This is a genomic window from Bradyrhizobium valentinum, assembly GCF_001440405.1.
Classification (GTDB): domain Bacteria; phylum Pseudomonadota; class Alphaproteobacteria; order Rhizobiales; family Xanthobacteraceae; genus Bradyrhizobium; species Bradyrhizobium valentinum.
Genome location: NZ_LLXX01000025.1, coordinates 74003 through 96448, shown reverse-complemented (window position 1 = coordinate 96448; position 22446 = coordinate 74003). Strand labels below are relative to the sequence as shown.

At 61.9% G+C, this 22446-nt stretch carries 18 protein-coding genes, 1 tRNA gene and 2 pseudogenes; 12 read left to right on the top strand and 9 right to left on the bottom strand.

Features of this window, described 5'->3' with window-relative positions; genetic code table 11:
• The 4 genes from CP49_RS03535 to CP49_RS03520 all read left to right on the top strand — a co-directional run.
• Positions 1-2206, top strand: a 2206-nt coding sequence (locus CP49_RS03535) for a TonB-dependent receptor family protein (protein WP_245310470.1), incomplete at its 5' end; no start/stop codon positions are given.
• A 10-nt stretch (positions 2207-2216) separates the two neighbouring features.
• Positions 2217-6125: a cobaltochelatase subunit CobN gene (gene cobN / locus CP49_RS03530; RefSeq protein WP_245310468.1), complete on the top strand. Its 3909-nt coding sequence runs from the start codon at positions 2217-2219 to the stop codon at positions 6123-6125.
• Positions 6086-6601 (top strand): MotA/TolQ/ExbB proton channel family protein, encoded by a 516-nt coding sequence (locus CP49_RS03525; protein WP_245310467.1) that lies wholly within the window; start codon positions 6086-6088, stop codon positions 6599-6601. Before cobN ends, CP49_RS03525 begins: the two co-directional genes overlap by 40 nt.
• Positions 6601-6924, top strand: a complete 324-nt coding sequence (locus CP49_RS03520) for a DUF2149 domain-containing protein (protein WP_057848916.1) — start codon at positions 6601-6603, stop codon at positions 6922-6924. The genes CP49_RS03525 and CP49_RS03520 overlap by 1 nt, the downstream gene beginning before the upstream one ends.
• 81 nt (positions 6925-7005) lie before the next feature.
• Here the strand turns inward: CP49_RS03520 and CP49_RS03515 are convergent, their stop codons facing one another.
• A complete protein-coding gene (locus tag CP49_RS03515; RefSeq protein WP_057848915.1) occupies positions 7006-7434 on the bottom strand; it encodes a hypothetical protein in 429 nt (142 codons plus the stop codon).
• A gap of 190 nt (positions 7435-7624) precedes the next feature.
• Here CP49_RS03515 and CP49_RS46915 point away from each other — a divergent pair.
• The 3 genes and pseudogenes from CP49_RS46915 to CP49_RS03505 form a co-directional block, all read left to right on the top strand.
• A pseudogene (locus CP49_RS46915) lies at positions 7625-7888 on the top strand (sulfite exporter TauE/SafE family protein); the annotation flags it as partial.
• Positions 7861-8183, top strand: a pseudogene (locus CP49_RS46910) (transposase); the annotation flags it as partial. The pseudogenes CP49_RS46915 and CP49_RS46910, both read left to right, overlap by 28 nt.
• A gap of 153 nt (positions 8184-8336) precedes the next feature.
• Entirely contained in the window at positions 8337-8846 is a 510-nt protein-coding gene (locus CP49_RS03505; protein ID WP_245310464.1) for a PadR family transcriptional regulator, read from the top strand.
• A 23-nt stretch (positions 8847-8869) separates the two neighbouring features.
• Here the strand turns inward: CP49_RS03505 and CP49_RS03500 are convergent, their stop codons facing one another.
• From CP49_RS03500 to CP49_RS03480, 5 genes are all read right to left on the bottom strand, one after another.
• Positions 8870-9589, bottom strand: coding sequence for an NAD(P)H-dependent oxidoreductase (locus CP49_RS03500; RefSeq protein ID WP_057848912.1), 720 nt, complete (start codon positions 9587-9589; stop codon positions 8870-8872).
• Positions 9590-9600: 11 nt separating this feature from the next.
• Positions 9601-10029 carry a nuclear transport factor 2 family protein gene (locus CP49_RS03495; RefSeq protein WP_057848911.1) on the bottom strand — a complete coding sequence of 143 codons (429 nt, stop codon included), beginning with the start codon at positions 10027-10029 and terminating at the stop codon, positions 9601-9603.
• A 99-nt stretch (positions 10030-10128) separates the two neighbouring features.
• Positions 10129-11001 (bottom strand): SDR family oxidoreductase, encoded by an 873-nt coding sequence (locus tag CP49_RS03490; RefSeq protein ID WP_057848910.1) that lies wholly within the window; start codon positions 10999-11001, stop codon positions 10129-10131.
• A gap of 515 nt (positions 11002-11516) precedes the next feature.
• Positions 11517-11978: a GFA family protein gene (locus CP49_RS03485; RefSeq protein ID WP_057848909.1), complete on the bottom strand. Its 462-nt coding sequence runs from the start codon at positions 11976-11978 to the stop codon at positions 11517-11519.
• 41 nt (positions 11979-12019) lie between these two features.
• The gene (locus CP49_RS03480; RefSeq protein ID WP_057848908.1) at positions 12020-13447 is read right to left on the bottom strand and encodes a coniferyl aldehyde dehydrogenase; all 1428 of its coding nucleotides are present in this window, start codon (positions 13445-13447) and stop codon (positions 12020-12022) included.
• Between the two features lie 97 nt (positions 13448-13544).
• Here CP49_RS03480 and CP49_RS03475 point away from each other — a divergent pair, with 97 nt between their 5' ends.
• Positions 13545-14156, top strand: a complete 612-nt coding sequence (locus CP49_RS03475) for a TetR/AcrR family transcriptional regulator (protein ID WP_057848907.1) — start codon at positions 13545-13547, stop codon at positions 14154-14156.
• Between the two features lie 614 nt (positions 14157-14770).
• Here the strand turns inward: CP49_RS03475 and CP49_RS03470 are convergent.
• Positions 14771-14846 (bottom strand) — tRNA-Ile (locus CP49_RS03470).
• 171 nt (positions 14847-15017) lie between these two features.
• On the opposite strand from CP49_RS03470, the gene CP49_RS03465 reads away from it, so the two are divergent.
• Entirely contained in the window at positions 15018-15983 is a 966-nt protein-coding gene (locus CP49_RS03465; RefSeq protein ID WP_057848906.1) for a TAXI family TRAP transporter solute-binding subunit, read from the top strand.
• A 147-nt stretch (positions 15984-16130) separates the two neighbouring features.
• Here the strand turns inward: CP49_RS03465 and CP49_RS03460 are convergent, their stop codons facing one another.
• Positions 16131-17342, bottom strand: coding sequence for an ABC transporter substrate-binding protein (locus CP49_RS03460; RefSeq protein WP_057848905.1), 1212 nt, complete (start codon positions 17340-17342; stop codon positions 16131-16133).
• 181 nt (positions 17343-17523) lie between these two features.
• On the opposite strand from CP49_RS03460, the gene CP49_RS03455 reads away from it, so the two are divergent.
• From CP49_RS03455 to CP49_RS03445, 3 genes are read left to right on the top strand one after another with little or no spacing between them, the layout of a single operon-like run.
• Positions 17524-18636 (top strand): molybdopterin-binding protein, encoded by a 1113-nt coding sequence (locus tag CP49_RS03455; protein ID WP_057848904.1) that lies wholly within the window; start codon positions 17524-17526, stop codon positions 18634-18636.
• Position 18637: 1 nt separating this feature from the next.
• Positions 18638-20599 carry a molybdopterin biosynthesis protein gene (locus CP49_RS03450; RefSeq protein ID WP_156438011.1) on the top strand — a complete coding sequence of 654 codons (1962 nt, stop codon included), beginning with the start codon at positions 18638-18640 and terminating at the stop codon, positions 20597-20599.
• Positions 20600-20656: 57 nt separating this feature from the next.
• Entirely contained in the window at positions 20657-21787 is a 1131-nt protein-coding gene (locus CP49_RS03445) for an FAD-dependent monooxygenase (RefSeq protein WP_082645853.1), read from the top strand.
• A gap of 145 nt (positions 21788-21932) precedes the next feature.
• On the opposite strand, the gene mobA is transcribed toward CP49_RS03445, so the two are convergent.
• A partial coding sequence (gene mobA, locus CP49_RS03440; protein ID WP_057848901.1) for a molybdenum cofactor guanylyltransferase MobA occupies positions 21933-22446 on the bottom strand: 514 nt, incomplete at its 5' end.

Sequence of the window (22446 nt, the reverse complement as noted above, 5' to 3'; positions counted from 1 at the left end):
CAGCCGCCCCGCCGGCCGCGCGGCTGGCTCTGCACTGCCAATTCGGCGGGGTGAGATCCCGAACAATCCGGCCCCTTTCGAAGCCCAGCGCGAGCGTTTCCTGCGCAGGCCGGGCGCCGAGGCGGTGGTTTCCGTTACACGACAGGACCCGGGCAATCAGGCGAACATTCGCGAAGCGCTCGAGCAAACGCCTGGAGTCTACGTCACCGACAAGGGCGAAAACGGGCAAGGCACGATTTCGATGCGTGGCAGTGACTCGTCGCAAACGGGCCCGCGCAGCGGTCGCGGCGTGCGCGCCTTCATCGACGGTGTACCGCTAGGCCGCATCGAAAGCGGCAATACGCCGTCGATCTTCGATCTCAAGGCGGTGGATTACATCGAGGTCTATCGTGGCGCGAGCAGCCTGCGCTATGGCGCTCTCGCCACCGGCGGCGCTATCAATCTCGTCTCCAAGACGGGACTCACTGCTCCAGGTGCAGCAATCTCCGGGGCGTTCGGAAGCTACGGAAATCTGCAGGGCCAGCTCGAATACGGCGGAGCCAAAGACAATTTCGACTATTATCTTCAGACGAACGCCTATCACAACAAGGGATACGAGTACTTTTCTCAGAACGATACGAAGCGCTTCAGCGGCAACATTGGCTGGCGTCCCAACGACATCGTCGACAGCCGCACCTATGTTGCGATTGGAAGCAACAAACAGGAATTGCCTACCAGCGTTCCACTTAATCAACTGTCGACCTATCGCCAAAGCGGATACGACCCCGGCAACACGTCGTTCCCTTACAATTTGCGTGCTGATTTCGATTACGCTCGCATAGTCAACAAGACCGTGTTTCGGGTCGGGTCGACGTCCTTCGAGATCGCGCCATACTACATCGCAACAGCCTTCGATCATCTGCCTTCGCCGCGCGCCGGCATCGTCGATGTGGCGTGGAAGGATCATGGCGTCTCCTTCCGCATGGAACAGAAGGGGGAAATCGCCGGCAAGCCGCTGGAGTTGGTCGCCGGCTACCGCCCGACCTATGAAACCGCGCGGTACCGCGACTTCCAGTGGGTGCCCGGATCGTCGGGCAATCAGAAGGCCGCGCTCGTCTACAACGACGCCTTCACGTCATGGCTGCACGAAAGTTACGCGGAAGCAGCACTCGAAGTCTTGCCGTGCGTGCGCCTCTTCACCGGTTTGCAGGCCTTCTGGACCAATCGCACGCTGAAAGACGAGTACAGCGGTCCCGTCATCGCCGGTGGCCTGTTTGGCCCGGGCAGTTCGAATGGCCGCCGCAACTACGATCGCGAATTTGAGGCCGTCAATCCGAAGTTTGGCGCAAACTGGGAGTACCTCTCCAACCATTTCCTTTACGGCAATATCTCGCGAAGCACCGAGGTGCCTAACAGCGGTGACATCTTCTCGCTGCTCGGCATCGAGCAGACCGTGAACGGATTCAACAATCCGAACGTGCAACTCGCCCTGACAGAGCGGCTTCGCATGCAGAAAGCGTGGACGACGGAGGTCGGTGTGCGCGGCGGGTGGGACCGCTTCAATTACGACGTAACACTCTATCACATGCAGCTGCGCGACGAGATTCTGTCGCAATGCGCGCTTGGCCTCATCCCGCTTTCCCGCCTGACCCCCGGCCAGCGAGCGCAAGTGAACGGACAATACTCTTGCGGCCTCTCGGGAAGTCAGGCGGCCTTCAACGCCGACCGCACCATCCACGACGGGATCGAGACGGCTTTCCGCACCCGCCCGTTCGTGGATGTCTTCAATCCCGGCGACCACGTCTTCCTGAATGCCGTCTACAACTTCAACCACTTCCGTTTCGACAATGATGCGCTGTTCGGAAGCAGCGCGCTTCCTGTCATTCCGAAGCATCAGGCCTTCGGCGAATTAGGCTACCGTCACCCCTCCGGATTCTATGTATCGGGCAACATCCGCTACATCGGTGAGCGCTACACCACCTTCGACAATTCGGGCGGCAATGCCTTCGTCGTGCCGGCTTATGCGCTCTATGGCGCGAAGCTGGGATGGAAAGCGCCCGATAATTCGCTCACGCTATGGTTCGAGGCACGCAATCTCACCGATGTCGCCTATGTGGGCGACTTCACGCCGAGCTTGCGGGCAGCAGACATCGCCGCCGGAACACCGTCGGTTTATCCGGGCACCGGTCGCGCCTTCTACGCAGGCTTCACCAAGCGTTTCTATTGAGGGTATTCCCGTGGGACGCCATTTCGCTTCAGCGTTGCTCCTGGCCTTTGTCCTCGTCGCCGGGGCGGGAGAGGCCTTTTCGCAGGATGTACGTCCGAACGCTTCAGTACGCACGAACGTGGTGCGAATCATCACCGATGACTTTGTGCTTCCCGGAAAGCTCGACAAGCTGGCGGGTTTCGCGCGGGCGCGGGGACTGGCGCTGGAAAGTGTCTTTGTCGCCCGCACACCGGGCTCGCCCGCCGATTGGATCGGCGGCGCGGGTCTGGTCATTCTCGACACGCCGCGCCCGATGGACCTGGCGCGCGTCCAGGAAAGCGTCGGCTCAGCATTGAAAGATACGACGGTACCGTGGATACAGGTCGGTGGAGGACCTCCGGCCTTCGGCAATCTCCCCCCGCTGATCGCGCGTCGCCTGATGGCCTATTACGGCCACGGCGGGGAGGACAATCTCAAAGCGCTTTTCGAATTCTGGGCCGCCTTACGCGATGGCCGCGATCCTGCGCATATTGCATCGCCGACCCCTCTTCCTTCGACCGGCATTTATCACCCTGACGCGCCTACGGCCTTTACGTCCGTCGCAGATTACCTGCGTTGGGCAGAAGGCCGGGTCACGAGACCCAAAGGGCGTATCGGTATCGCGATCTATCCGGGCCTGATCGCGAACATGGAAACAAAAGTCGTCGACGCGATGATCCGCCAAAGTGAGAATCGTGGATTGCTGCCGATGGCGTTCTGGCTTGAGGCGGCCGACCCGCAAGGGCTGGAAAAGCTGCTCGTCCCCGCCAAGGCCGACGTGCTTGTCATCGCAACCCACATGCAAAACGGCTCAGCGCGCAGCGCGGAATTCCTCAAGCTCGGCATCCCGGTCGTCCAGGTCGTCAACTACCGCGAAGGCGACGCTGACGCGTGGGACCGGGCCGAAAGCGGCATGGCCGCGCCGCTCGTTGCAGCGTTCCTTGCCGTTCCCGAAGGATGGGGTGCGAGCGATCCGCTAGTGGTCGACGCGCTACACAATGGCGAGCCCGCTCCCATTCAAAAGCAGATCGAAGCGCTTCTCGGCAAACTCGAACGGCTTGTCGCCCTGCGTCACACGCCGGCTGATCAAAAGAAGCTCGCGGCCATGTTCTGGAACTACCCGCCGGGAGAGAAGAACTTCTCCGCCTCCAACCTCAATATTCCAAGGAGCCTTGAGAAGGTAACGGCTGCGCTTGCGGGGGCGGGTTATGCCGTCAAGCCGACAAGTGAGGCCGATTTGATCGAAGCCGGGCAAGCCATGCTGGCAGGCTACTACCGGCCCGAGACCCTGGATGCCTTGCGCGAGCGTGGGTTGGCCGGAACGTTGCCCGTTCGAGCCTACCGTTCGTGGCTGGACGCGCTGCCCGCACAGCGGAAATCAGAGCTCTTGGCAAAATGGGGAGAGCCCGAGCAGCACTCCGCCGTGCGCGATATCGGAGGCGAAAGGCAGTTCGTCATTCCGCGCTTCGAGATGGGGAAGCTCGCCATCATGCCGCAGCCGCCACGCGGCGGAAGGCCAGGCGAAAATTATCACGACACGAAGCAGCCGCCCGATCACGCCTATCTCGCGACGTATCTCTATGTGCGAGAGACGCTGGGCGCGGACGCGCTTATCCATATCGGTACTCACGGAACGCAGGAATGGACACCCGGGAAAGATCGCGGTCTTTCGGTTCACGATTATCCCATGCTGGCCGTCGGCAACATGCCGGTGATCTATCCCTACATTCAAGACAATGTTGCCGAAGCCATCCAGGCCAAACGCCGCGGCCGCGCCGTCACGGTCAGTCACCAGACGCCGGCCTTCGCGCCGGCTGGGCTCTATGACGAGCTGCGCGACCTGCATGCGAAGATCCACGAATTCATGCAACTCGAGAACGGCCCGGTGAAAGAACAGACCGGCGATGACATCCGAAAGGCCGTCATCAAGCATAACTATCATCGCGACATGGGCTGGGACGAGAAAGCCGTCGACGGCGACTTGCCGAAATTCCTGTCGGAACTACACGATCACCTACACGAATTGGCCCAACACGCCATGCCGCTCGGGCTTCACACCTTCGGTGAGCCGTCTTCACCGGATGAGCGTCTTTCGACGGTCATGCAGCAACTCGGGCAGCCCTTCTACAAAAAGCTCGGCACGGAGCCTGAGGAGTTCTTCGCCGTCGACTTCAAGGCGCTGCAAGATAGCGCGCCTTACAAGCTCCTCCGCCGCCACCTTCGCGAAGGGGTGCCGGTCGAAACCCTCGCCGACCCTGAACTTGCCGACGCCATCAAACGAGCGATCGGACTTGATCTCAATCTTCAGCATCCCGCGGAGATCGAAGGACTCCTCCTGGCGCTTGGCGGCGGCTTTGTTCCTCCCGGTGCGGGCGGCGACCCAATCCGCAATCCCGATATGGCAAGCGGACGCAACCTGTTTGCCTTCGAGCCTGACAAGGTGCCGACCCGTGTGGCCCACGAAGCCGGGGCGAAAGCCTTGCAGCAGCTAATCGATGCCTATCGCAAGGATCACCAAGGCGAGACACCGCGCAAACTCGCCTTCAGCATGTGGGGCTCCGAGACGATGCGGCATCTCGGCATCGTCGAGAGCCAGATACTTCACGCGCTTGGGCTCAGGCCGGTCTGGAATAGCGGTGGCCGCCTGACGGCGCTCGCCATCATCCCGCGGCAGGAACTCGGACGTCCGCGCATTGACGTCGTGATGCAGATCACCAGCGTCTATCGCGACCAGTTCGACGGCTTCATGCGGAAGCTGGCGGATGCGATCGAACAGCTCGCGCAACTCGACGAGGGCGACAATCCCTTGTTCCAGAACACCCGCGCATCGGCTGAGCGCCTGGTCGCTCAAGGCCAGCCCAGGGAACGGGCGCTTCAACTGGCCAGGCTGCGCATGTTCAGCAACGCCATGGGCGACTACGGCACGGGCCTGCCGGAGGCCGTGTTGAAATCGGCGTCGTGGGAGAAGGATTCAAGCCTCGCCGAAGCGTTCCTTGGCCGCACGCAATACGCCTACGGCTCGAAGCTCTGGGGCATCCGTGGAGATGGGGAAACCAACCTGTTCGCCGAGCAGCTCAAAGGCGTCCAGGCCGCCGTTCTGTCGCGTTCCTCCAAACTGCACGGCATTCTCTCGACAGACCATCCGTTCGAATTTCTCGGTGGCTTGTCGCTGGCGATCCGGCACCTCGATGGCGCTTCACCGTCGCTCTACATCGCGGACCTTCGCGAAAATACCGCGCGCATCACATCGGCGGCGCGTTTTCTCTCCGATGAAACCCGTTCGCGGTATTTCAACCCGCACTGGATCTCGACGATGCAGAAAGAAGGCTATGCCGGAACGCTGGAAATCCTCAATGCCGTGAACAATCTTTGGGGTTGGCAAGTCGTCGATCCCAATATGGTGCGTGCGGACCAATGGCAAACCGTGCACGACACGTTCATACGCGACATTCGCGATCTCAAGCTAGGAGCGTGGTTTGAACAACACAATCCGACGGCGCAGCTCCAGATCATAGAACGCATGATCGAAGCTATTCGGAAAGGCTATTGGGATGCACCGGAACACATTCGCCGCGAGTTGGTCGCGCGCGTCGACGAGTTGGCCCAAAAAAATGTCCTCATGGGCGAGAAGCTGACAAAAGCCTTCGTCGACCAGATGGGGGCCGGGTTTGGTATCGCGCCCCCGTCACAACAGCCGCCGCCGGCCGCTGCCAAGCAGGCCGAGATCAATCCCCCACAGACCGTGACCGGTCCTGTACTTGAGCCGGTCGTCGCCGGGGCCGGGGAGAGCCGATCATGGTGGCACAGTGCTATGGCGCTTCTCACGATGCTGGCTTGCTTCGGCGCAGGCCTCTACGTGCAATGGCGCCGGAACAGCTTGGCAGCTTTAGGAAATGCCTAATGTCGACGTTTGAATCCGCTCTTTATGAGATCGCGAAGCTCTTCCTCTTTCCTGTTTTGGTCTTGATCGTCAGCGCGCTGCTTTACGCCTTTGTCGCGCTGGGCGCGTTCGTCATGGAAGCATGGCAACGGTGGCGCGGCACTTACCGGTCGCAGCTTGCGGCGCACCAGAGCAAGACGAACGCCGTCAGCGACGATCTCGAAATCTGGATTCTCCGGCGGCTGGAATGGCTGCGCGTGGTGTCCCGAAGTGCGCCCATGCTCGGACTTGTCGCGACCATGATCCCGATGGGGCCGGCATTGCTCGCCCTGACGCACAACGATGCGCGCAGCGTCGGCGAGAATTTCGTGGTGGCCTTCTCTGCGGTCATCCTGGCGCTCATCAGCGCCTCCATAACCTATTTTATCCTGACGGTGCGCCGCCGCTGGCTGCTGGAGGAGTTGCGTGCTTTCGAGCGCGGGAAGGGAACGTCTTAATGCGTTTCCTTGAAGAGGGCGAAAGTGACGATCCGATCCTCTCGCTGGTCAACCTGATCGACGTCTTTCTCGTCGTCGTGGCGATGCTGATGATTATCATCGTCCGCAATCCGCTCAATCCGTTCTCGAACCAGAGCGTCGTTGTCGTCGAGAACCCTGGCAAGGCCGACATGAAGATAACTGTGAAGGAGGGCCGCGAGCTGATCCGCTACCAAACCAACGGCTCCATCGGCGAGGGCGAGGGCATCCGCGCCGGCATCACCTACCGGCTGCCGGATGGCCGCATGATTTATGTACCGGAAGGTAAGGATGACATGCGTTGAGGCGGAAAACCGGACGCTGGCGTGGCGCTTGCACCGGTATCGAGGACGTCAGTCTCAAACGCGCACGGCAAGCCCCGTCGGCTAAGCGGGCCGCGAAGGCAGCGAGGTCATCGCTTCCAGTTGCGCTGTTCGCGTTGCTAACACAGCGAGCAAGCTCTTGTGCAGGCGATCCTCGGGTTCGAAATTTTGCGCGAGCCTTCGGACGGTCTCGACAAATCGCAAGCGATACGTCGCTGCCCTGTCGACGTCTCCGTACTTCGCGAAGATCTCGGCGGCCGTTCGGTACACCTGCCAAGAAGCGATCGGGAAGTCGGCATTGTCGACGATCTCCAGCGCACGGGACAGGTGCAACTGAGCCTCCGCTGAATCGCCCAAGCCAAGCGCCGTACGCGCGAGCAGTCCGTGGGCCTGGGCCAGGTGATTGAGATCTGGAGCCGATGCCACATAGTCGTGGAGCTGGCGTGCACAGCTCTGAGCCTGCGTAAAGTCGTCAACCTGCAAGTAGAACATGATCGGCCATGAGCTCGACCGCCTCACCGACAACGAACGACGTCTGCTCGATGTCGCCAGCGTTGCCGGCGAAGATTTTTCTGCGGCTCTCGTTGCGGCCGGCCTGTCCGATGATGCGATCGACGTTGAAAGGGACAATCATGTCTCGCAGATCACGGATGGAGCCGACGAGGTCGCCGCACGAGCGAAGTGTGACATCCACGGCGTGCCAAAAACTGAGCAGCGCGGGCTGGTTCAGCCTTTCATTGCTGCCATGCAGATCTTCGCGCTCGTGCTGTTGCTGTTGCAAAATGATTTGTCTTCGAAGGTCTTGGTTCAGTTCGTTGCCAGTATTCCGGCACTGCTTGCCGGCGCGGCGCTAGGGATTTTCGCTTTCCGCTGTGTCAATGAAGCGTCGTTCCGGCGGATCATCCTCACCATGTTGCTATTTTCTGGATTGCTGCTGGCCTTGTAGTTACGCCAGTCGCGCCTCTGCCCGAATGCCTCGATAATTTCATTGGTGAGAGCAACCCCGTTCGGGTGATCGACGCGTTTGTCGAGGCGCTCGACTTGGCCGAGATGAGCTTCGAAGGGATGGACCCGGCGGCGACCGGCCGGCCGTCGTACGATCCGTCGGTGCTCCTCAAGCTCCCTACGGCTATCTTCATCGGGTGCAGTCGAGCCGGCGGTTCGAACGAGAGGCCGGACGCAATGTCGAGGTCATGTGGCTGCTGGGTTGGCTCGCCCCCGATCACAAGACGGTCGCGGACAGAGGCGAGATTATGCAGCGTACAGGCCTCAATTTGAAGCCAATCGCGGCCGAGAAGTTCGGCCACTTCGCCATTGAGTTCGTCCATAGCTGATGCGACAAGCTCTACTGCCATGTTGAGACTTTTTCGTCGATGTCCTTGCCCCACGCACTGTTGACCGCATTGATCGAACGACGCTGTTCCGGCTCCGAACTGGCCGAACGCTTCGACCGTTCCATCGGCTATTTTTGGCAAGCGACTCATCAGCAGATCTACCGGGAGCTTGCCCGTCTCGAAGCCGCCGGCTTCGTTCAAGGCTCTCTCGTCGACGGCGCGCGAGGCGGCAAGAAGACTTATCTTGTGTTGCCGGCCGGACTCAAGGAACTGCGGCGTTGGCTTAGGGAGAGGCAAGCTCCGTCTCCGATTCGCGATGAGCTGATGGTTCGGCTTCGGGCGGAAGCCGTCATCGGTCCCACACGCATCATCGAAGAGCTGGAGAGCCTTGCCGGACAACACCGCGAAAAGCTCAACATCTACCGGGAAATCGAGGCCAGGGATTTCCCGCAAAAGAGAATGACGAGGGATGAAAAGCTACGTCATCTCGTGCTCAAGGCGGGAATCGACTTCGAGACCCAGCGTATCGCCATTTGCGAGCAGGCAATTTCAGTCCTGAAAGCATCCTGAGCCTCAACCGGTCCGACTACCCGCTAACGAGCACGGTCGCGCATTGGCCTAAGCACCTCGTCGAAATCTCTAAGCTCGGGAAACTTAAGGGTGGGTTGGCGGTCGAGTTCACGCAGATAAACTCGCAGGTCCTGCAGCTGTGCCTGCCTCTCGTGGTCCGTAACATATGGAACATGATAGGCGACGAATGGCTTGTGTACGGTCAGTCCGACATAGCCCAACGTCCCCTGAAAGAAATGACGCATCATCCCAGTCTCGAGCTCTCCGTGGAGGGCGTCTGGTCCGAACATATTTCGGCGCCCGCCGAGAGCCATTGCAGTAAATGTTCTCTTACCCCTGAGACCACCCAGATCGTAAAACCCGCGGTTGCCACTATGCATCGGGCCGCACAGCAAGACACGGTCGATCCAGCCTTTAAGAATTGCCGGAACGCTGAACCAGAATACTGGAAAAGTGAAGACGATGAGGTCCGCCGTCAGTACATTCTCTACTTCGCGGGCAACATCGAAAGCCAGCGTCGAAGTAGTGTAGCCGTGGCGTTGTTCGAGAGTGTATACCAAGTAATCGGGTCGGCTTCTTGAAGTGAAATCGTTCCCGGAGAGAACAGGGTTGAAATCGTCGTGGTAGAGATCGCAAATGGTGACAATCGCACCTGCGGCCTTCAGTTCGTCGATAACAACATCGCGCATCGCGCTCACAAAGGAGTTCGGCTCGGGGTGCGCATGGACCAGATGAACACGCATCTCATCTCACCTCACTTGAACGAAGGGAGCGCGCCGGAGACGCGCTTCGCCATTTCCGCGGCAAGCGCCTGCGCTGCATTGAGCGGCCGCATCATCACGTCGAACTCGACGATCTTGCCGTCGTCGTCAAAGCGAATGAAATCGATTCCCTTGGCCATCTTGCCGCCAACCTTGGCGCTGAATTCGAGAACGATATTCCGGCCGTCGGCAGTCGCGGCCTGACGATGGTAGTTGAAATCCTCAAAAATCTGAACCGCGTTGCTCATGACGAGAACCAACGCTTCGACGCTGTGGTAGGGATTGAATGCGATCGGGAAGCGGAAGACCACTTCCGGATGAGTGATCGAGGGAAGGTCGCCAAGATCTTTCCTTGCGATCATAGCGTGCCACTTCTCCAGAGATGCTGCGGCGGCCGGGTGAAGATGGGGCAGTCCAGTCATTGTGACTTCCTCGCCTTTGGAATTCCGGATTGCGTGCTCAGAGGGACGCGGCAAGCCGTGTTCCCTGATTGATGGCGCGCTTTGCGTCCAGTTCGACCGCTAACCACGCTTTGCCTTGTCCTTCTCGTTCTGAGCCATGATGGCGTCGCGCGCTGCGGCCCAGTCTGAATCCTTCCAGTCGCGCACTTCGTAGAAGTTGCCGCCCATCGCCAGCGCCTGGGCACCGTCCATCACGATGGTCTCGCCGTTGATCCAGTCGCAGCCGCCGGAGATCAGGAACGTCGCGAGATTTTGCAACTCGCTCATTTCCCCAAGGCGGCCCATCGGATTCGCAGCGACGGTCCTCGCACCGGCCTCGTCGCCGGGCTTGATACGCTTGCTCATGCCTTCGGTCGGAATTTCTCCCGGCGCGATGGTGTTGAGGCGGATGCCGTAGCGACCCCACTCCGTGGCCAGCGACATGGTCATGGCGTGTATCGCGGATTTGCTCATGGCGGACGGCACCACGTACGGGCCGCCATTACGTACCCATGTCACGGTAATGGAGACAACGTTGCCGCGATGTCCGCCGGCGATCCAGCGTTTGCCGACAGCGTGGGTCACGTAGAACGTGCCGTGCATCACGATATTGGCGATGGCATCGAACCCGCGCGGCGAGAGATCCTGCGTGCGGGCAATGAAATTGCCAGCCGCGTTGTTGATGAGATCGGTAAGGGGACGGTCCTTGAAAGTGGACTCGACCATGGCGTCGACCGCCGCGGCGTCGCGAATGTCCACGCCGTGGGCGGTGACCTTGCCGCCATGAAGTTTCATCAACTCGGCGGCGGTCTCCTCGCAAACGCCTTTGCGGCGTCCGCAAATGTGAATGTCCGCGCCGAGGCTGAGAAATTTCGCTGCCATGGCCTTGCCGAGCCCGGTGCCACCGCCGGTCACCAGGATATTGCGGCCCATGAGAAGCCCGTCGCTGAACATGATGCAATCCTCCTTGCGCCGATTTCGTTGCTTAGTTGACGTCAGAACTCGGTTTCGGCGCGGCGAAGCCGAGTTCGAGCGGTCCCAACAATTCGGGATAGCCAAACTCGATAGTGTGCATTTGTGCAACCAGTTGCAAAACAATAGCGCTTAAATTTGTCTTTTGCAACAAGTTGCATAAACTAATGCGGGCTCACCACTTTCGGTGCGCTCGGTGGATGGCGGTAGGTGCTTCTGGACGGATTTGGTGGGCCATGCTGGCCGCGAGCCCCTGAAGGCGCTCTTGAGCTCAGGCCGCAGTATCAATCGCTTCCGAACATCATCGCTTCCTCAATGGCGGCCATGCGATCGTGCGTTCTGCAGATCTCGTGTTCATTGGAACTACCAGCCTCTACGGCGTCCAAACCAATACGGCCGTACATCGTGTCCCTGAGAAGTGGTCGGGGGCCCGAAAGACGAGTCTGCTCGCTATCCGATCTTCGGCTTACGCTCGCCAATTAGATCGACTCGCCATTTCACAAGCCACTCATGATCATTTTCCCGACCGCCCACTCGCTCGCGAAGTAGCCGCTGTATTTGGGCAAGCTATCGGGCATGTCCCGCACACGGCGGTGATAGAATATATCCATCCGAACCGGCGGCAGCCGGGCCTCTGGCTCGAAGTTGCTGGCCGGGATGAACATCACCTTGAACGGCCCGACGCCCGCAACCTCCACAACCGGCTTGCCGCAAGTCCGGCAGGCCCCGCGATTGAAGTTCGGCGGCGGACGGTATTTCCTGAATGAGATATTGCCGGCGTTGTTCAGCACGACATCCTTGGCGCGAACGGCGACCACATCCGCGAACGGTTTGCCGTTGAACGCCTGGCAGATCAGACAGTGGCACCGGAACCTGGCTTTCGGCGACCTATGCACCTCGAACGAGCAGGCGCCGCATTCGCAGGAGCCGCGTAGCGGCAACGATGTGTCGGTGGTCATGTGCTGATACTCCTGAGCTTGATTTGATGACGGCGTGCGGGTCACCGGAGCATCATGTTGAGGATGGTATCGATCGGCTGTCTGAAGGGCGCGCGCAGAAGATTGGAGAGGTTCCAGCGACCCTGCTCATAGATCCCCTTGGCATGGCTGAGGGTACGGAAGCCCTCGATGCCATGGTAAGCGCCCATGCCGCTGGGCCCGACGCCGCCGAAGGGCAAGTCATCCTGGGCGATGTGCATGATCGTCCCATTGATAGTGACGTTGCCTGAGGTTGTTCGGCTCAGCACCCTGCGTCGGTCTTCATCATCGGCACCGAAATAGTAGAGCGCGAGCGGCCGAGGCCGGGCGTTCACATAGGCAATCGCATCGCCGATGTCGCGGTAGGGAAAAATCGGCAGGACCGGGCCAAAGATCTCCTCATGAGCGATGCGCATCTCGTCTGTGACGCCGAGGACGACCGTTGGCGCCAGCGTGTTGGGGCGCAGAGACGCCTCACCGGGCCGGTTGCCGACCTCGATGATCCGCGCTCCCTTGGAGCGAGCATCGTCGATCAGGCTCTGAAGCCGGGCATGGTGCCGCTCGTTGATGATTGAGGTGTAGTGTTCGCTCGTCGGACCGTCCGCATAAAAGGACGCCACCTTCCGGTCATACGCCTTCACGAACGAGTCAATGTCGCTTTCGTGGACGAGTGCGTAGTCCGGGGCGATGCAGGTCTGGCCGGCGCTGAGCAGCTTTCCGTAGACAATTGACGCCGCCGCTTGGTCGAGGGCGTGGCCCTTGGCAACGATGCTAGGCGACTTGCCCCCGAGTTCGAGGGTAACCGGAACGAGGTTGTCGCTTGCGGCCTTCATCACCGACCGCCCTACTGCAGTGCTCCCGGTGAAGACCAAGTGGTCGAACGGCAAGGCCGAGAAAGCCGCCCCTACGGCCGCATCGCCGGTCACGATCGCGAACTGGTCCTCGGGGAAGATCTCGCCCAGCATCTTCGCGAGTAGTGAATTCGTGACGGGCGTGAACTCCGAGGGCTTCAGCATAACTCGGTTCCCGGCGGCCATGGCCGTGACGACCGGCATCAGCGCGAGGTTTACCGGATAGTTCCACGGCGACATGACGCCGACGACACCAAGTGGCTGATATTCGACGCGAGCCTTGCCAGCCTGCATGTGTAGCGCAACGTGTCGGCGGGTCGGCGCCATGAATTTGCGAAGGTTGCGGATCAGATACTTTGTGCCCTCCGCGACCCCTCCAACCTCCATGATCGCCGTCTCATACCTCGAGCGATGCCCGAAATCGGCATTGATGGCGTCTTCGATCGCCTTGCGATGCTCGATGATCACGGCTCGGAACTTGGTCAGATCGGCGCGCCGCTGCACCAGCGAAGGGGCTCCCTCACGCAGGAAGGCAGCACGTTGGCTGGCGAGGAGGCCGCCAAGCCGATCAGCGTCGGTGATTTTTCCGATGGCGCTCATGGTCCACTCCGATGTAGACAGGAGAAACTTACGCCCTCGACATAGGCGCATAAGTAGCCACTGTCAACAATGTATACATAAGAAACTTTGAGGTACGATGCAGGACGCACCCAACCGCCCCTATCACCACGGTGATCTCCGTCGCGCGGTTATCGAGACGGCGTTGGATATGCTTCGGGAGGAGAAGGGCTGGCAGTTCACGCTGCGGGAAGTCGCCCGCCGGGCTGGCGTAAGCCACGCGGCCCCCTACAAGCACTTTCCGGACAAGGCCGCGCTGCTTGCAGAACTCGCCATGATTGGGTTCGACCGGCTGCGGGAGTCTTTATCGGCCGCGAAGCCCAAAGCGCCCAAATCCCTGCGCGACGAAATTACCACGATAGCTCGTGCCTACGTCGCGTTCGGAACGGACAACCCGGCTCTCTACCGCCTGATGTTTAGCGCGGAGGAGGGGAAATCGGTTGGAATGCATCTTAATGAGCGGGCGCTGGCGGTGTTCGATGTTCTCCTCGAAATCCTCCGGCGCGGCCAGGCCGCGGGGAGGATTCGCAAGCGGCCGATAGAAGGTCAGGCGGCAGCCGGCTGGGGGCTCGTCCACGGCATGACCATGCTTGCGATCGATGGGCTCTTGGTGCCCGAGAAGGTGGGATCGGCCCCCTTGGATGCGGCCTTGAGCACGCTGGTGGAAGGGCTGGGGAGCCCAGCAACATGACACTAGTTGCGCATGCAATAAGATCCGCTCGTGGCCGCAAACCGGTCCTGAGTGAATGACAGAGCTTCACGCATGTCGATGCATGGGAACCGCTTAAGGCCACCTGGAACGTCTATCCAAAATAAGAAACCAACTCGCCCACCACCCTGTAATGAACTACGCGAATGATAACCGGACGGACAATTGCGTTGCTACGGTTTCGTACGAAACGAGTGGACCTTAGTTGCCGTTTGCGAGAGATGCACAAACCTCTGTTTCGCCTTTTCTGCGATAACGCATCCGAATCTACGATTGTTGTAGAGAGACCGTGGCGGATCGCGGATGGAGCGGTAGTGTGACGGTCGCTGACGCCGAGCAATACGATTAGTCGCCGCCGATTTGCCCGACGTGTCAAAAATGCTTTCACGGAATCGCTCGAGGCATAGACCGCGCGGCTACTTTGTATGGGGTTGTTTTCGATATTTTGGTGGGAGCGGGCTCGGACCGGTCGTGCGGCCGTCGTCTTTGCTGGTGTTGATCGTGAGGTGCCCGTAGCTAGAGAGCCGCACCGCCCGCCTTCGCCCTTTGGGCTACGGCGCGGCAGCCTTCACTCGCTTCGCTTCGCGAGCGAAGGCTGGTGGGCCCGGCAGGACTCGAACCTGCAACCAGACCGTTATGAGCGGCCGGCTCTAACCATTGAGCTACAGGCCCCGCCGCGGAGCGGCCGCGAGGAGGGCGGCCGGCAACGGTGCCGCCATCGTTTACAGGCATGACAGCGATACGGCAATGCCGCCTTGGCGGCCAAGAACGGGCTTTCATCAGGCCTCGCGCTTGCCTACAACCTCCGTTGCATCATTCGTCACCGAACGCTTGAGGCCAACAATGAAACTCGCTGGAATCGCCTGTGCCGGTTTGCTTTTGCTCGCGGACGGCGCCGCGGCGCAGGAGGGAGGCAAGGCCATTACCAAGACCACAATCAGCCTGGGAACCGCGACGCCGGGCGGCGGCTTTCCGGTCTATGGCAATGCCTTCACGGAAGTCATGAACGCCGCCGATCCGGCGCTCTCGATCGAGCCGCGCAACACCAAGGGCTCCAACGAAAACATCCCGCTCCTGGAATCCGACCAGCTCGACATCGCGCTGGTGGCCGGCGAGCCGTCCTACGAAGCCTTCATGGGCATCGGGCGGACGGCAACCAAACTGAAAATCCTCACCGCGATGTATTCCAGCCCCGGCATGTTCGTGGTGCGGGCGGACAGTCCCTACAAGACGATCAGGGATCTGGTCGGCCAGCCGGTTGCCTTTGGCGCGAAAGGCTCCGGCCTGCCGATCCTGTCGCGCTACATCCTCGACGGCATCGGGCTGAAGCAGGACGAGGACTTCAAGTCGATCTATCTCGACCGCGCCGGCGATGGCCCCGCCATGGTGCAGGACGGCCGTGCCGCGGCGCTGTGGGGCGCGGGCGTCGGCTGGCCGGGTTTTGCCGCGATGGTGCAGGCGCCGGGCGGCGCACGGTTCATCGCGCCCGACGCCAGCGAGATCGCGCGCATCCGCGCCAAGCACACGTTCCTGAAGCCGCTGACAGTCCCCGCCAACAGCTATCCGAACCAGCCGGCAGCGATCGATTCCGTCGGCTCATGGAGTTTTGTGCTCGCACGCGAAAGCCTGCCTGAGGATGTCGCCTACCGGCTGGCGCGCACGCTGCACGGGGCCGAGGCTGTGCTCTGCAAGAAGCTGCCGCAGGCCTGCGAGACCACGGCTGCGAACACGGTCGCGGCCGCGCCGAATGCAGCGCTGATCCATCCCGGGGTGATGAAGTATTTCAGGGAGACGGGCGTGGTGAAGTGACTTCTGCAGATAGAAGCTGGCTTCTATCGGCAGAGGTCATTCCGGGGCGCGCGTCGCGCGAACGCGGAATCTCGAGATTCCCCGATGCGCAATTGCGCATCTGAGGTCTGGTCCTTCAGACCATCCCGGAATGACGACCTTCGGTCGTCACTTCTTCGCCATCGCGCATGCCGGATCGGGCGGTCCGAACGCTTCGTCGCCGGGAATCTTCGCGAGGATCTGATAGTAGTCCCACGGATATTTCGATTCCTCGGGCTTCTTGACCTGCACCAGCCACAGGTCATGCACCATCAGATTGTCCTCGCGCAGCTTGCCGTTGCGGGAGAAGAAATCCTCGATCGGCTTCTCGCGCATCTTCGCCGCCACTTTCAGCGGTTCGTCGGTGCCGGCTTCCTTGATGGCGTTGAGATAGCTCATGGTCGAGGAATAGACGCCGGCCTGCCACATCGTCGGCATCCGGTTCATCTTGGCGAAGTATCGCTTCGACCATTCGCGGGTCTTGTCGTCCATGTCCCAGTAGAACGAGGTCGTCAGCAACAGGCCTTGCGCTGCCGGCAATCCCAGCGAATGGATGTCGGTGATCAGCGCGAGCAACGCTGCCATCTGCTGGCCACCCTTGAGCACCCCGAACTCGGCGGCGGTCTTGATCTCGTTCATGTTGTTGGGCGGACCCGCCGCGATGCCGATGATCTTGGCCTTGGAAGCCTGCGCCTGCAGCACGAAGGATGACAGATCAGGCGTTGCCAGCGGCGGCCGCACCGAGCCCAGCACCTTGCCGCCATTGGCGGTGACGACGCTGGAGGCGTCGCGCTCGAGCGAGTGGCCGAATGCATAGTCGTCGGTGATGAAGAACCAGCTGTCGCCGCCGCGCTTCACCACTGCCTGCGCGGTGCCTGCGGCGAGCGAACGGGTGTCGATCACCCACTGCATCGCGTAAGGCGAGCAGAATTTGCCATGGAAGTCCGCGGCCAGCGTCGAATGTGTGATGAACAGCTTCTTCTTGTCATTGGCGATGTTCTGCACCGCAAGACCGACCGCGGAGACCGGAACGTCGACGATCAGGTCGACCTGATCGACGTCATACCAGCGCCGCGCAATTGCGCCGCCGATATCCGGCTTGAGCTGATGGTCGCCGACGATGATGGTGATCGGCTTGCCCAGCACCTTGCCGCCGAAATCATCGATCGCCATTTGTGCTGACGTGACCGAGCCCTGGCCGGTCGGCGTCGCCGCCGGACCGTTCATGTCGGTGAGAACGCCGATCTTGACCACATCGTCTGAAACTTGCGCGAGCGCGGCGGTCGGCGCCAGCATCGCTGCTGCGAGTATTCCCAGCCTGGATAGGCTCTTGGCGAACATCCTGTCTTCTCCTCCCTGGAATCGGCACGTTGGCCGTTGATTTTCGCAGGCGGTTTGGTCCGCCAATTGGTCTCATTTGCAACTATTTTCGGGCGGCGTCAACGTGGTCCCGTGGAGGGCCCGACGACGGACAGCTCCCGGTTCTGTTTATTTCCGGCCCGATTCAGGGCATAGCCGGGCCATGACATCGCCCCAGCGCCTGCCGACCTCGTTGACACCGCTCGATATGGCGCTCGACGCCCTGTTAGGCGGTCTGGAACCGGTCGCGCCCATGGAAGTAACGCCCAAGGAAGCGCTGCGTTGCATCGCGGCCGGGACGCCGCCGCTGCCGGCTCATCCGCCGCGCGACACCGCCGCGGTGGACGGTTACGCCTTTTGCGCCCGCGATCTCGTCGGCGCATCCTCCTATTCGCCGCTGCCGCTGACGGCGCCACCGATTTGGGTCGAGGCCGGCGAGGCCCTCCCTGAGGCTAGCGACTGCGTGCTGGATTCCGATTCTGTCGACCTATCTGGCCCGCTGCCGCAGGTGCTGGCGGAGGCGATCCCAGGGCAGGGCGTGCGCCGGGCGGGTAGCGATATCGCCGCGGGCAGTCTCCTCGTGGAAGCCGGGCGGCGCGTGCTGCCGCGCGATCTCCTGATGGCGCGTGCCGCTGGAATAGCGCGCTTGAACGTCCGCCGTCCGCGGCTGCGCATCGTCAATGTCCCCGGTGGCAGCATGACGGCAGACCTGATCGCGGAGAGCGCGCAGGCTACCGGTGCCGAAACCGTGTCCTTCACCGCCGCGGGCCGCGATGCCGGGTCGATTGCCGCGGCACTCGATGACGGCGCGTGCGATCTGCTCCTCATCGTCGGCGGCTCCGGCGTCGGGCGCACCGACGCGGCGGTGACAGCATTGGCTGCGCGTGGCAAAATTCTCGCCCACGGCATTGCCCTGCAGCCCGGCCGCACCTCGGCCGCCGGACGCATCGGCAACACGCCCGTCGTGGTGTTGCCGGGCGCGCCGGATCAGGCCCTCGCGGCGTGGTGGACGCTGGCGCTTCCTGCGGTCGATCGCCTCTCGGGCCGGGCGCTACGCAAGACAGTCAATTTGCCGCTGGCGCGCAAGATTGCATCCAGCATCGGTATCGCCGAAATCGTGTTGCTGGAACGGAAGCAGGATATGTGGGTCCCGCTGGCGGTGGGCGAATTGTCGCTCGACGCAATCGTCCGCGCCGAAGCCTGGCTCACAGTGCCCGGCGGCTCGGAAGGATTTGCGGCAGGCAGCCCGCTCGATGCCTATATATTGCGGGACTGATATGAGTTCAGGAATGACCAATACGCCCTCGCCCAGAGATGGCGACACTAACGAGCAGGACCAGTTCCTGACGATCCTGTCGCGCGAGGATGCGCTGGCGCGTTTTGAAGCCGGCTTGTTTCCGCGCGCGATCGCAAGCGAAACGCGCCCGCTTGCCGAGGCGCTCGGCTGTGCGCTTGCTAAAGACGTGGTGGCGCCGATCGACGTGCCGCCGTTCGACCGCTCCAATGTCGACGGCTTTGCGGTGCGTTCGGCCGATCTTGCTTCCGCCGGTGAGGCTTCGCCGGTTCGTGTGATGCTGAACGACGAGGTGGTCGCCTGCGGCACCGCGCCGACGCGGCCGGTATTGTCGGGAACAGCCACGCCCATCGCGACCGGCGGTCCGGTGCCGCGCGGCGCAGACGCCATCGTCATGGTCGAGCGTACGCAGCCGGCGGGACCGCGCGCGGTCGAAATCCGCCGCGCCGCTTCTCCCGGGCAGTTTGTGTCCTATGCCGGTTCCGATATCGCCCGCGGCGAGGCGCTGCTGCGTGCCGGGACTGTCATTGGGTCGCGCGAGATCGGGATGCTGGCGGCTTGCGGTATCGCGCAGGTGACCGTCGCGCGCCGGCCGCGCGTCGCAGTGATCTCTACCGGCGATGAACTGGTGCAGCCGGGTCAGCCGCTGCCTCCCGCCGCAATCTATGACACCAATGGTGCGATCGTCGCAGCGGCGGTGAACGAAAATGGCGGCGAAGCGGTGTTTCTCGGCGCCGTTGCCGATGACGAGGAACAGCTCGAAGCTGTAATGCGTAAGGCGCTTGAGGCCAGCGATGTGCTGGTACTGTCAGGCGGCACCTCAAAAGGTGCGGGCGACGTGTCCCACCGCATCATCGGGCGGCTCGGCAAGCCCGGCATCATCGCCCATGGTGTGGCGCTGAAGCCCGGCAAGCCGCTGTGCCTTGCAGTGTGCGATGGCAAGCCTGTGATCATCCTGCCGGGCTTTCCGACCTCGGCGATGTTCACCTTCCACGACATGATCGTGCCGGTGCTGCGGCGGATGGCGGGCTTGCCGCCGCGCTCGGACGCCAAGGTCAATGCACGCGTACCGGTGCGGATCGCATCCGAACTCGGCCGCACCGAATTCGTGATGGTGTCGCTGGTCGAAGGCGCGGACGGATTGATCGCCTACCCCACGGGTAAAGGCTCCGGGGCCATCACCTCCTTCGCGCAGGCCGACGGCTTTCTGCGCATCGATGCGCTGGCCGATCAGATGCCGGCCGGCAGCGAGGCCGAGGTGACGCTGTTCACGCCGCACGTGCGGGTGCCGGATCTCGTCATCGTCGGCAGCCACTGCACCGGGCTCGATCTCGTCACCGCGCCGCTGGCGCATGCCGGACTCGTCGTGCGTTCGATCGCCGTCGGCAGCCTTGGCGGGCTCGCGTCTGCGAAGCGTGGCGAATGCGATTTTGCGCCGATCCATTTGTTCGACGAGAAAACCGGGACATACAACACGCCCTATCTCAGCGATGGGCTCGAACTGGTGTCGGGCTGGCGGCGCATGCAGGGCATCGTGTTCCGCAAGGGTGACCGACGCTTCGAGGGATTGAGTGCGGAGGAGGCGGTGCGCGCCGCGCTCGCCGATCCGGCCTGCATCATGGTCAACCGCAACCAGGGCGCCGGCACGCGCATCCTGATCGACCGGCTGCTCGGCGGCGCGCGCCCGGACGGTTACTGGAATCAGCCGCGCTCGCACAATGCGGTGGCTGCAGCCGTCGCGCAGCACCGCGCCGACTGGGGCATGACCATTGCGCCGGTCGCGCATGCGTCAAACCTAGGTTTCATTCCCTTTGCCGAAGAGCATTATGACTTTGCGCTGGTGAAAGCGCGCAAGCAACGGCCGGCGGTGCAGGCCTTTCTCGACGCGCTGGCATCGGAAGCGGGCCGCGCGGCGCTGGAGCAGGCGGGATTTCGGCCGGCCTGAAGCGGTTCGGGCGAAATGCAAGAAGCCGTCAACAGAAGCGGCTCGGGCAGGATGGGAATGGCAAGACCGCTGTCGATTGCGATTGTTGGCGCCGGCATGGGTGGGCTCGCGACCGCCGCGGCGCTGCGACGGGTAGGTATCGACGTCACCGTCTACGAACAGGCCACGCAATTCGCGCGCATCGGCGCCGGCATTCAGATCGGCTGCAACGCCATGAAGATGCTGCGCGGGCTGGGGCTGGAAGCGAGGCTACGTGCGCAGGCGTTCTATCCACGCTCCTGGAATAACCGCGACTGGCGCACCGGCGAAGTCAAGTTCGACATGATCTTCGGCGAGAGCGCCGAGCAGAAGTTCGGCGCGCCTTATCTGCTGGCGCATCGCGGCGATCTGCATGCGGCGCTCGCCAGCGCCGTTCCCGATGCTCGCATCAGGCTCAACCACAAACTGGTCGGGCTCGAGGAGACCGGCGAGGGCGTCCGGCTCGCCTTTGCCAACGGCGCAAGCGTGATCGCCGACGCCGTGATCGGCGCCGACGGCGTTCACTCGGTCGTGCGAGATATCCTGTTCGGTGTCTCACCGGTGAACTTCACCGGGCGGATCGCCTACCGCACCACCTATCCGGCCGCGCTGCTCGATGGTGCAAAGATCGACGATTGCACCAAATGGTGGGGCGAGGACCGCCACATCGTCATCTATTACGTCAAGCCGGACCGCTGCGAGATCTACCTCGTCACCAGCCAGCCGGAGCCGGATTTCCGGATCGAATCATGGTCGGCAAAGGGCGATGTGAAGGAATTGCGCAAGGCGTTTGCCGGTTTCGACCGCCAGGTCGAGCAGGTGTTGGCTGCGTGCCCCGATGTGCACAAATGGGCGATCGTCGATCGCAATTCGCTGGAGCGATGGGCGGACCGCAACGTCACGCTGCTCGGCGATGCCTGCCATCCGATGACGCCCTACATGGCGCAGGGCGCGGCGATGGCGATCGAGGACGCCGCAGTGCTGTCGCGCTGCCTCGATGGCGTTGAGCGTGACGGTGTTGCGAATGCGTTTCGCCGCTTCGAGGCGACGCGCAAGGAGCGGACGGAGCGCATCCAGCAAACCTCGCGCGCCAATACCTGGCTCAGCGGGAAGACCGATACGGATTGGGTCTATGGCTACGACGCCTGGACGGTGCCGCTGGCGGGCTAGCCGTTTTCTCCTTAGTCGTCCCCGCGAACGCGGGGACCCATAACCACAGGGCGTTCTTGTTGCGCACGGCTGTGGCCCCAGCGTCTCTAAATCGAGAAGCTTGTGGTTATGGGTCCCGGCGTTCGCCGGGACGACGACGGAGAGACTAACCTAACCCCGCATCCAGCGCCGCCAGCCGTTCCGCCTTCGCGATGTCATCCATGGTATTGGCATTGAAAAACGGATCGAGCGGCGTGGTCGGCCAGGATACCGTGGCGAGCTTGAATCGCGCGGTCCAGCGGTCGATCTTCCTGATATCTTCGACCACAAGCGCGTGACGGAGCTGTTCGCGCAGGCGCACGCTCCACAGCCCGATCACCGGATGCGATTGCCCGTCGGAAGCGGCGACCGCAAGCTCGGCTTTCTCCGATTCGAGCGCACCATAGAGCCGCGACACCAGATCGCGCGGCAGGAACGGGCAGTCGGCGGCGGCGCTGAGAACAAGCTTTACGTCGGGCCGGCTGGCCGCGGCCCAATCGAGCGCCGCCAGAATGCCGGCGAGCGGTCCGGGGAAATCGGCGACGCCGTCGGCAATAACCGGTAGTCCAAACGCCGCGAACCGCGCGGGATCGCCATTGGCGTTCAGAACGAGGCCGTCGCATTGCGGCTTCAGCCGCGCG

Coding starts and splice junctions, on each gene's coding strand:
- CP49_RS03525 (WP_245310467.1), top strand. CDS start 6,086: ATGGCGCCGGAACAGCTTGGCAGCTTTAGGAAATGCCTAATGTCGACG.
- CP49_RS03520 (WP_057848916.1), top strand. CDS start 6,601: ATGCGTTTCCTTGAAGAGGGCGAAAGTGACGATCCGATCCTCTCGCTG.
- CP49_RS03515 (WP_057848915.1), bottom strand. CDS start 7,434: ATGTTCTACTTGCAGGTTGACGACTTTACGCAGGCTCAGAGCTGTGCA.
- CP49_RS03500 (WP_057848912.1), bottom strand. CDS start 9,589: ATGCGTGTTCATCTGGTCCATGCGCACCCCGAGCCGAACTCCTTTGTG.
- CP49_RS03495 (WP_057848911.1), bottom strand. CDS start 10,029: ATGACTGGACTGCCCCATCTTCACCCGGCCGCCGCAGCATCTCTGGAG.
- CP49_RS03490 (WP_057848910.1), bottom strand. CDS start 11,001: ATGTTCAGCGACGGGCTTCTCATGGGCCGCAATATCCTGGTGACCGGC.
- CP49_RS03485 (WP_057848909.1), bottom strand. CDS start 11,978: ATGACCACCGACACATCGTTGCCGCTACGCGGCTCCTGCGAATGCGGC.
- CP49_RS03480 (WP_057848908.1), bottom strand. CDS start 13,447: ATGAGCGCCATCGGAAAAATCACCGACGCTGATCGGCTTGGCGGCCTC.
- CP49_RS03475 (WP_057848907.1), top strand. CDS start 13,545: ATGCAGGACGCACCCAACCGCCCCTATCACCACGGTGATCTCCGTCGC.
- CP49_RS03465 (WP_057848906.1), top strand. CDS start 15,018: ATGAAACTCGCTGGAATCGCCTGTGCCGGTTTGCTTTTGCTCGCGGAC.
- CP49_RS03460 (WP_057848905.1), bottom strand. CDS start 17,342: ATGTTCGCCAAGAGCCTATCCAGGCTGGGAATACTCGCAGCAGCGATG.
- CP49_RS03455 (WP_057848904.1), top strand. CDS start 17,524: ATGACATCGCCCCAGCGCCTGCCGACCTCGTTGACACCGCTCGATATG.
- CP49_RS03450 (WP_156438011.1), top strand. CDS start 18,638: ATGAGTTCAGGAATGACCAATACGCCCTCGCCCAGAGATGGCGACACT.
- CP49_RS03445 (WP_082645853.1), top strand. CDS start 20,657: ATGGCAAGACCGCTGTCGATTGCGATTGTTGGCGCCGGCATGGGTGGG.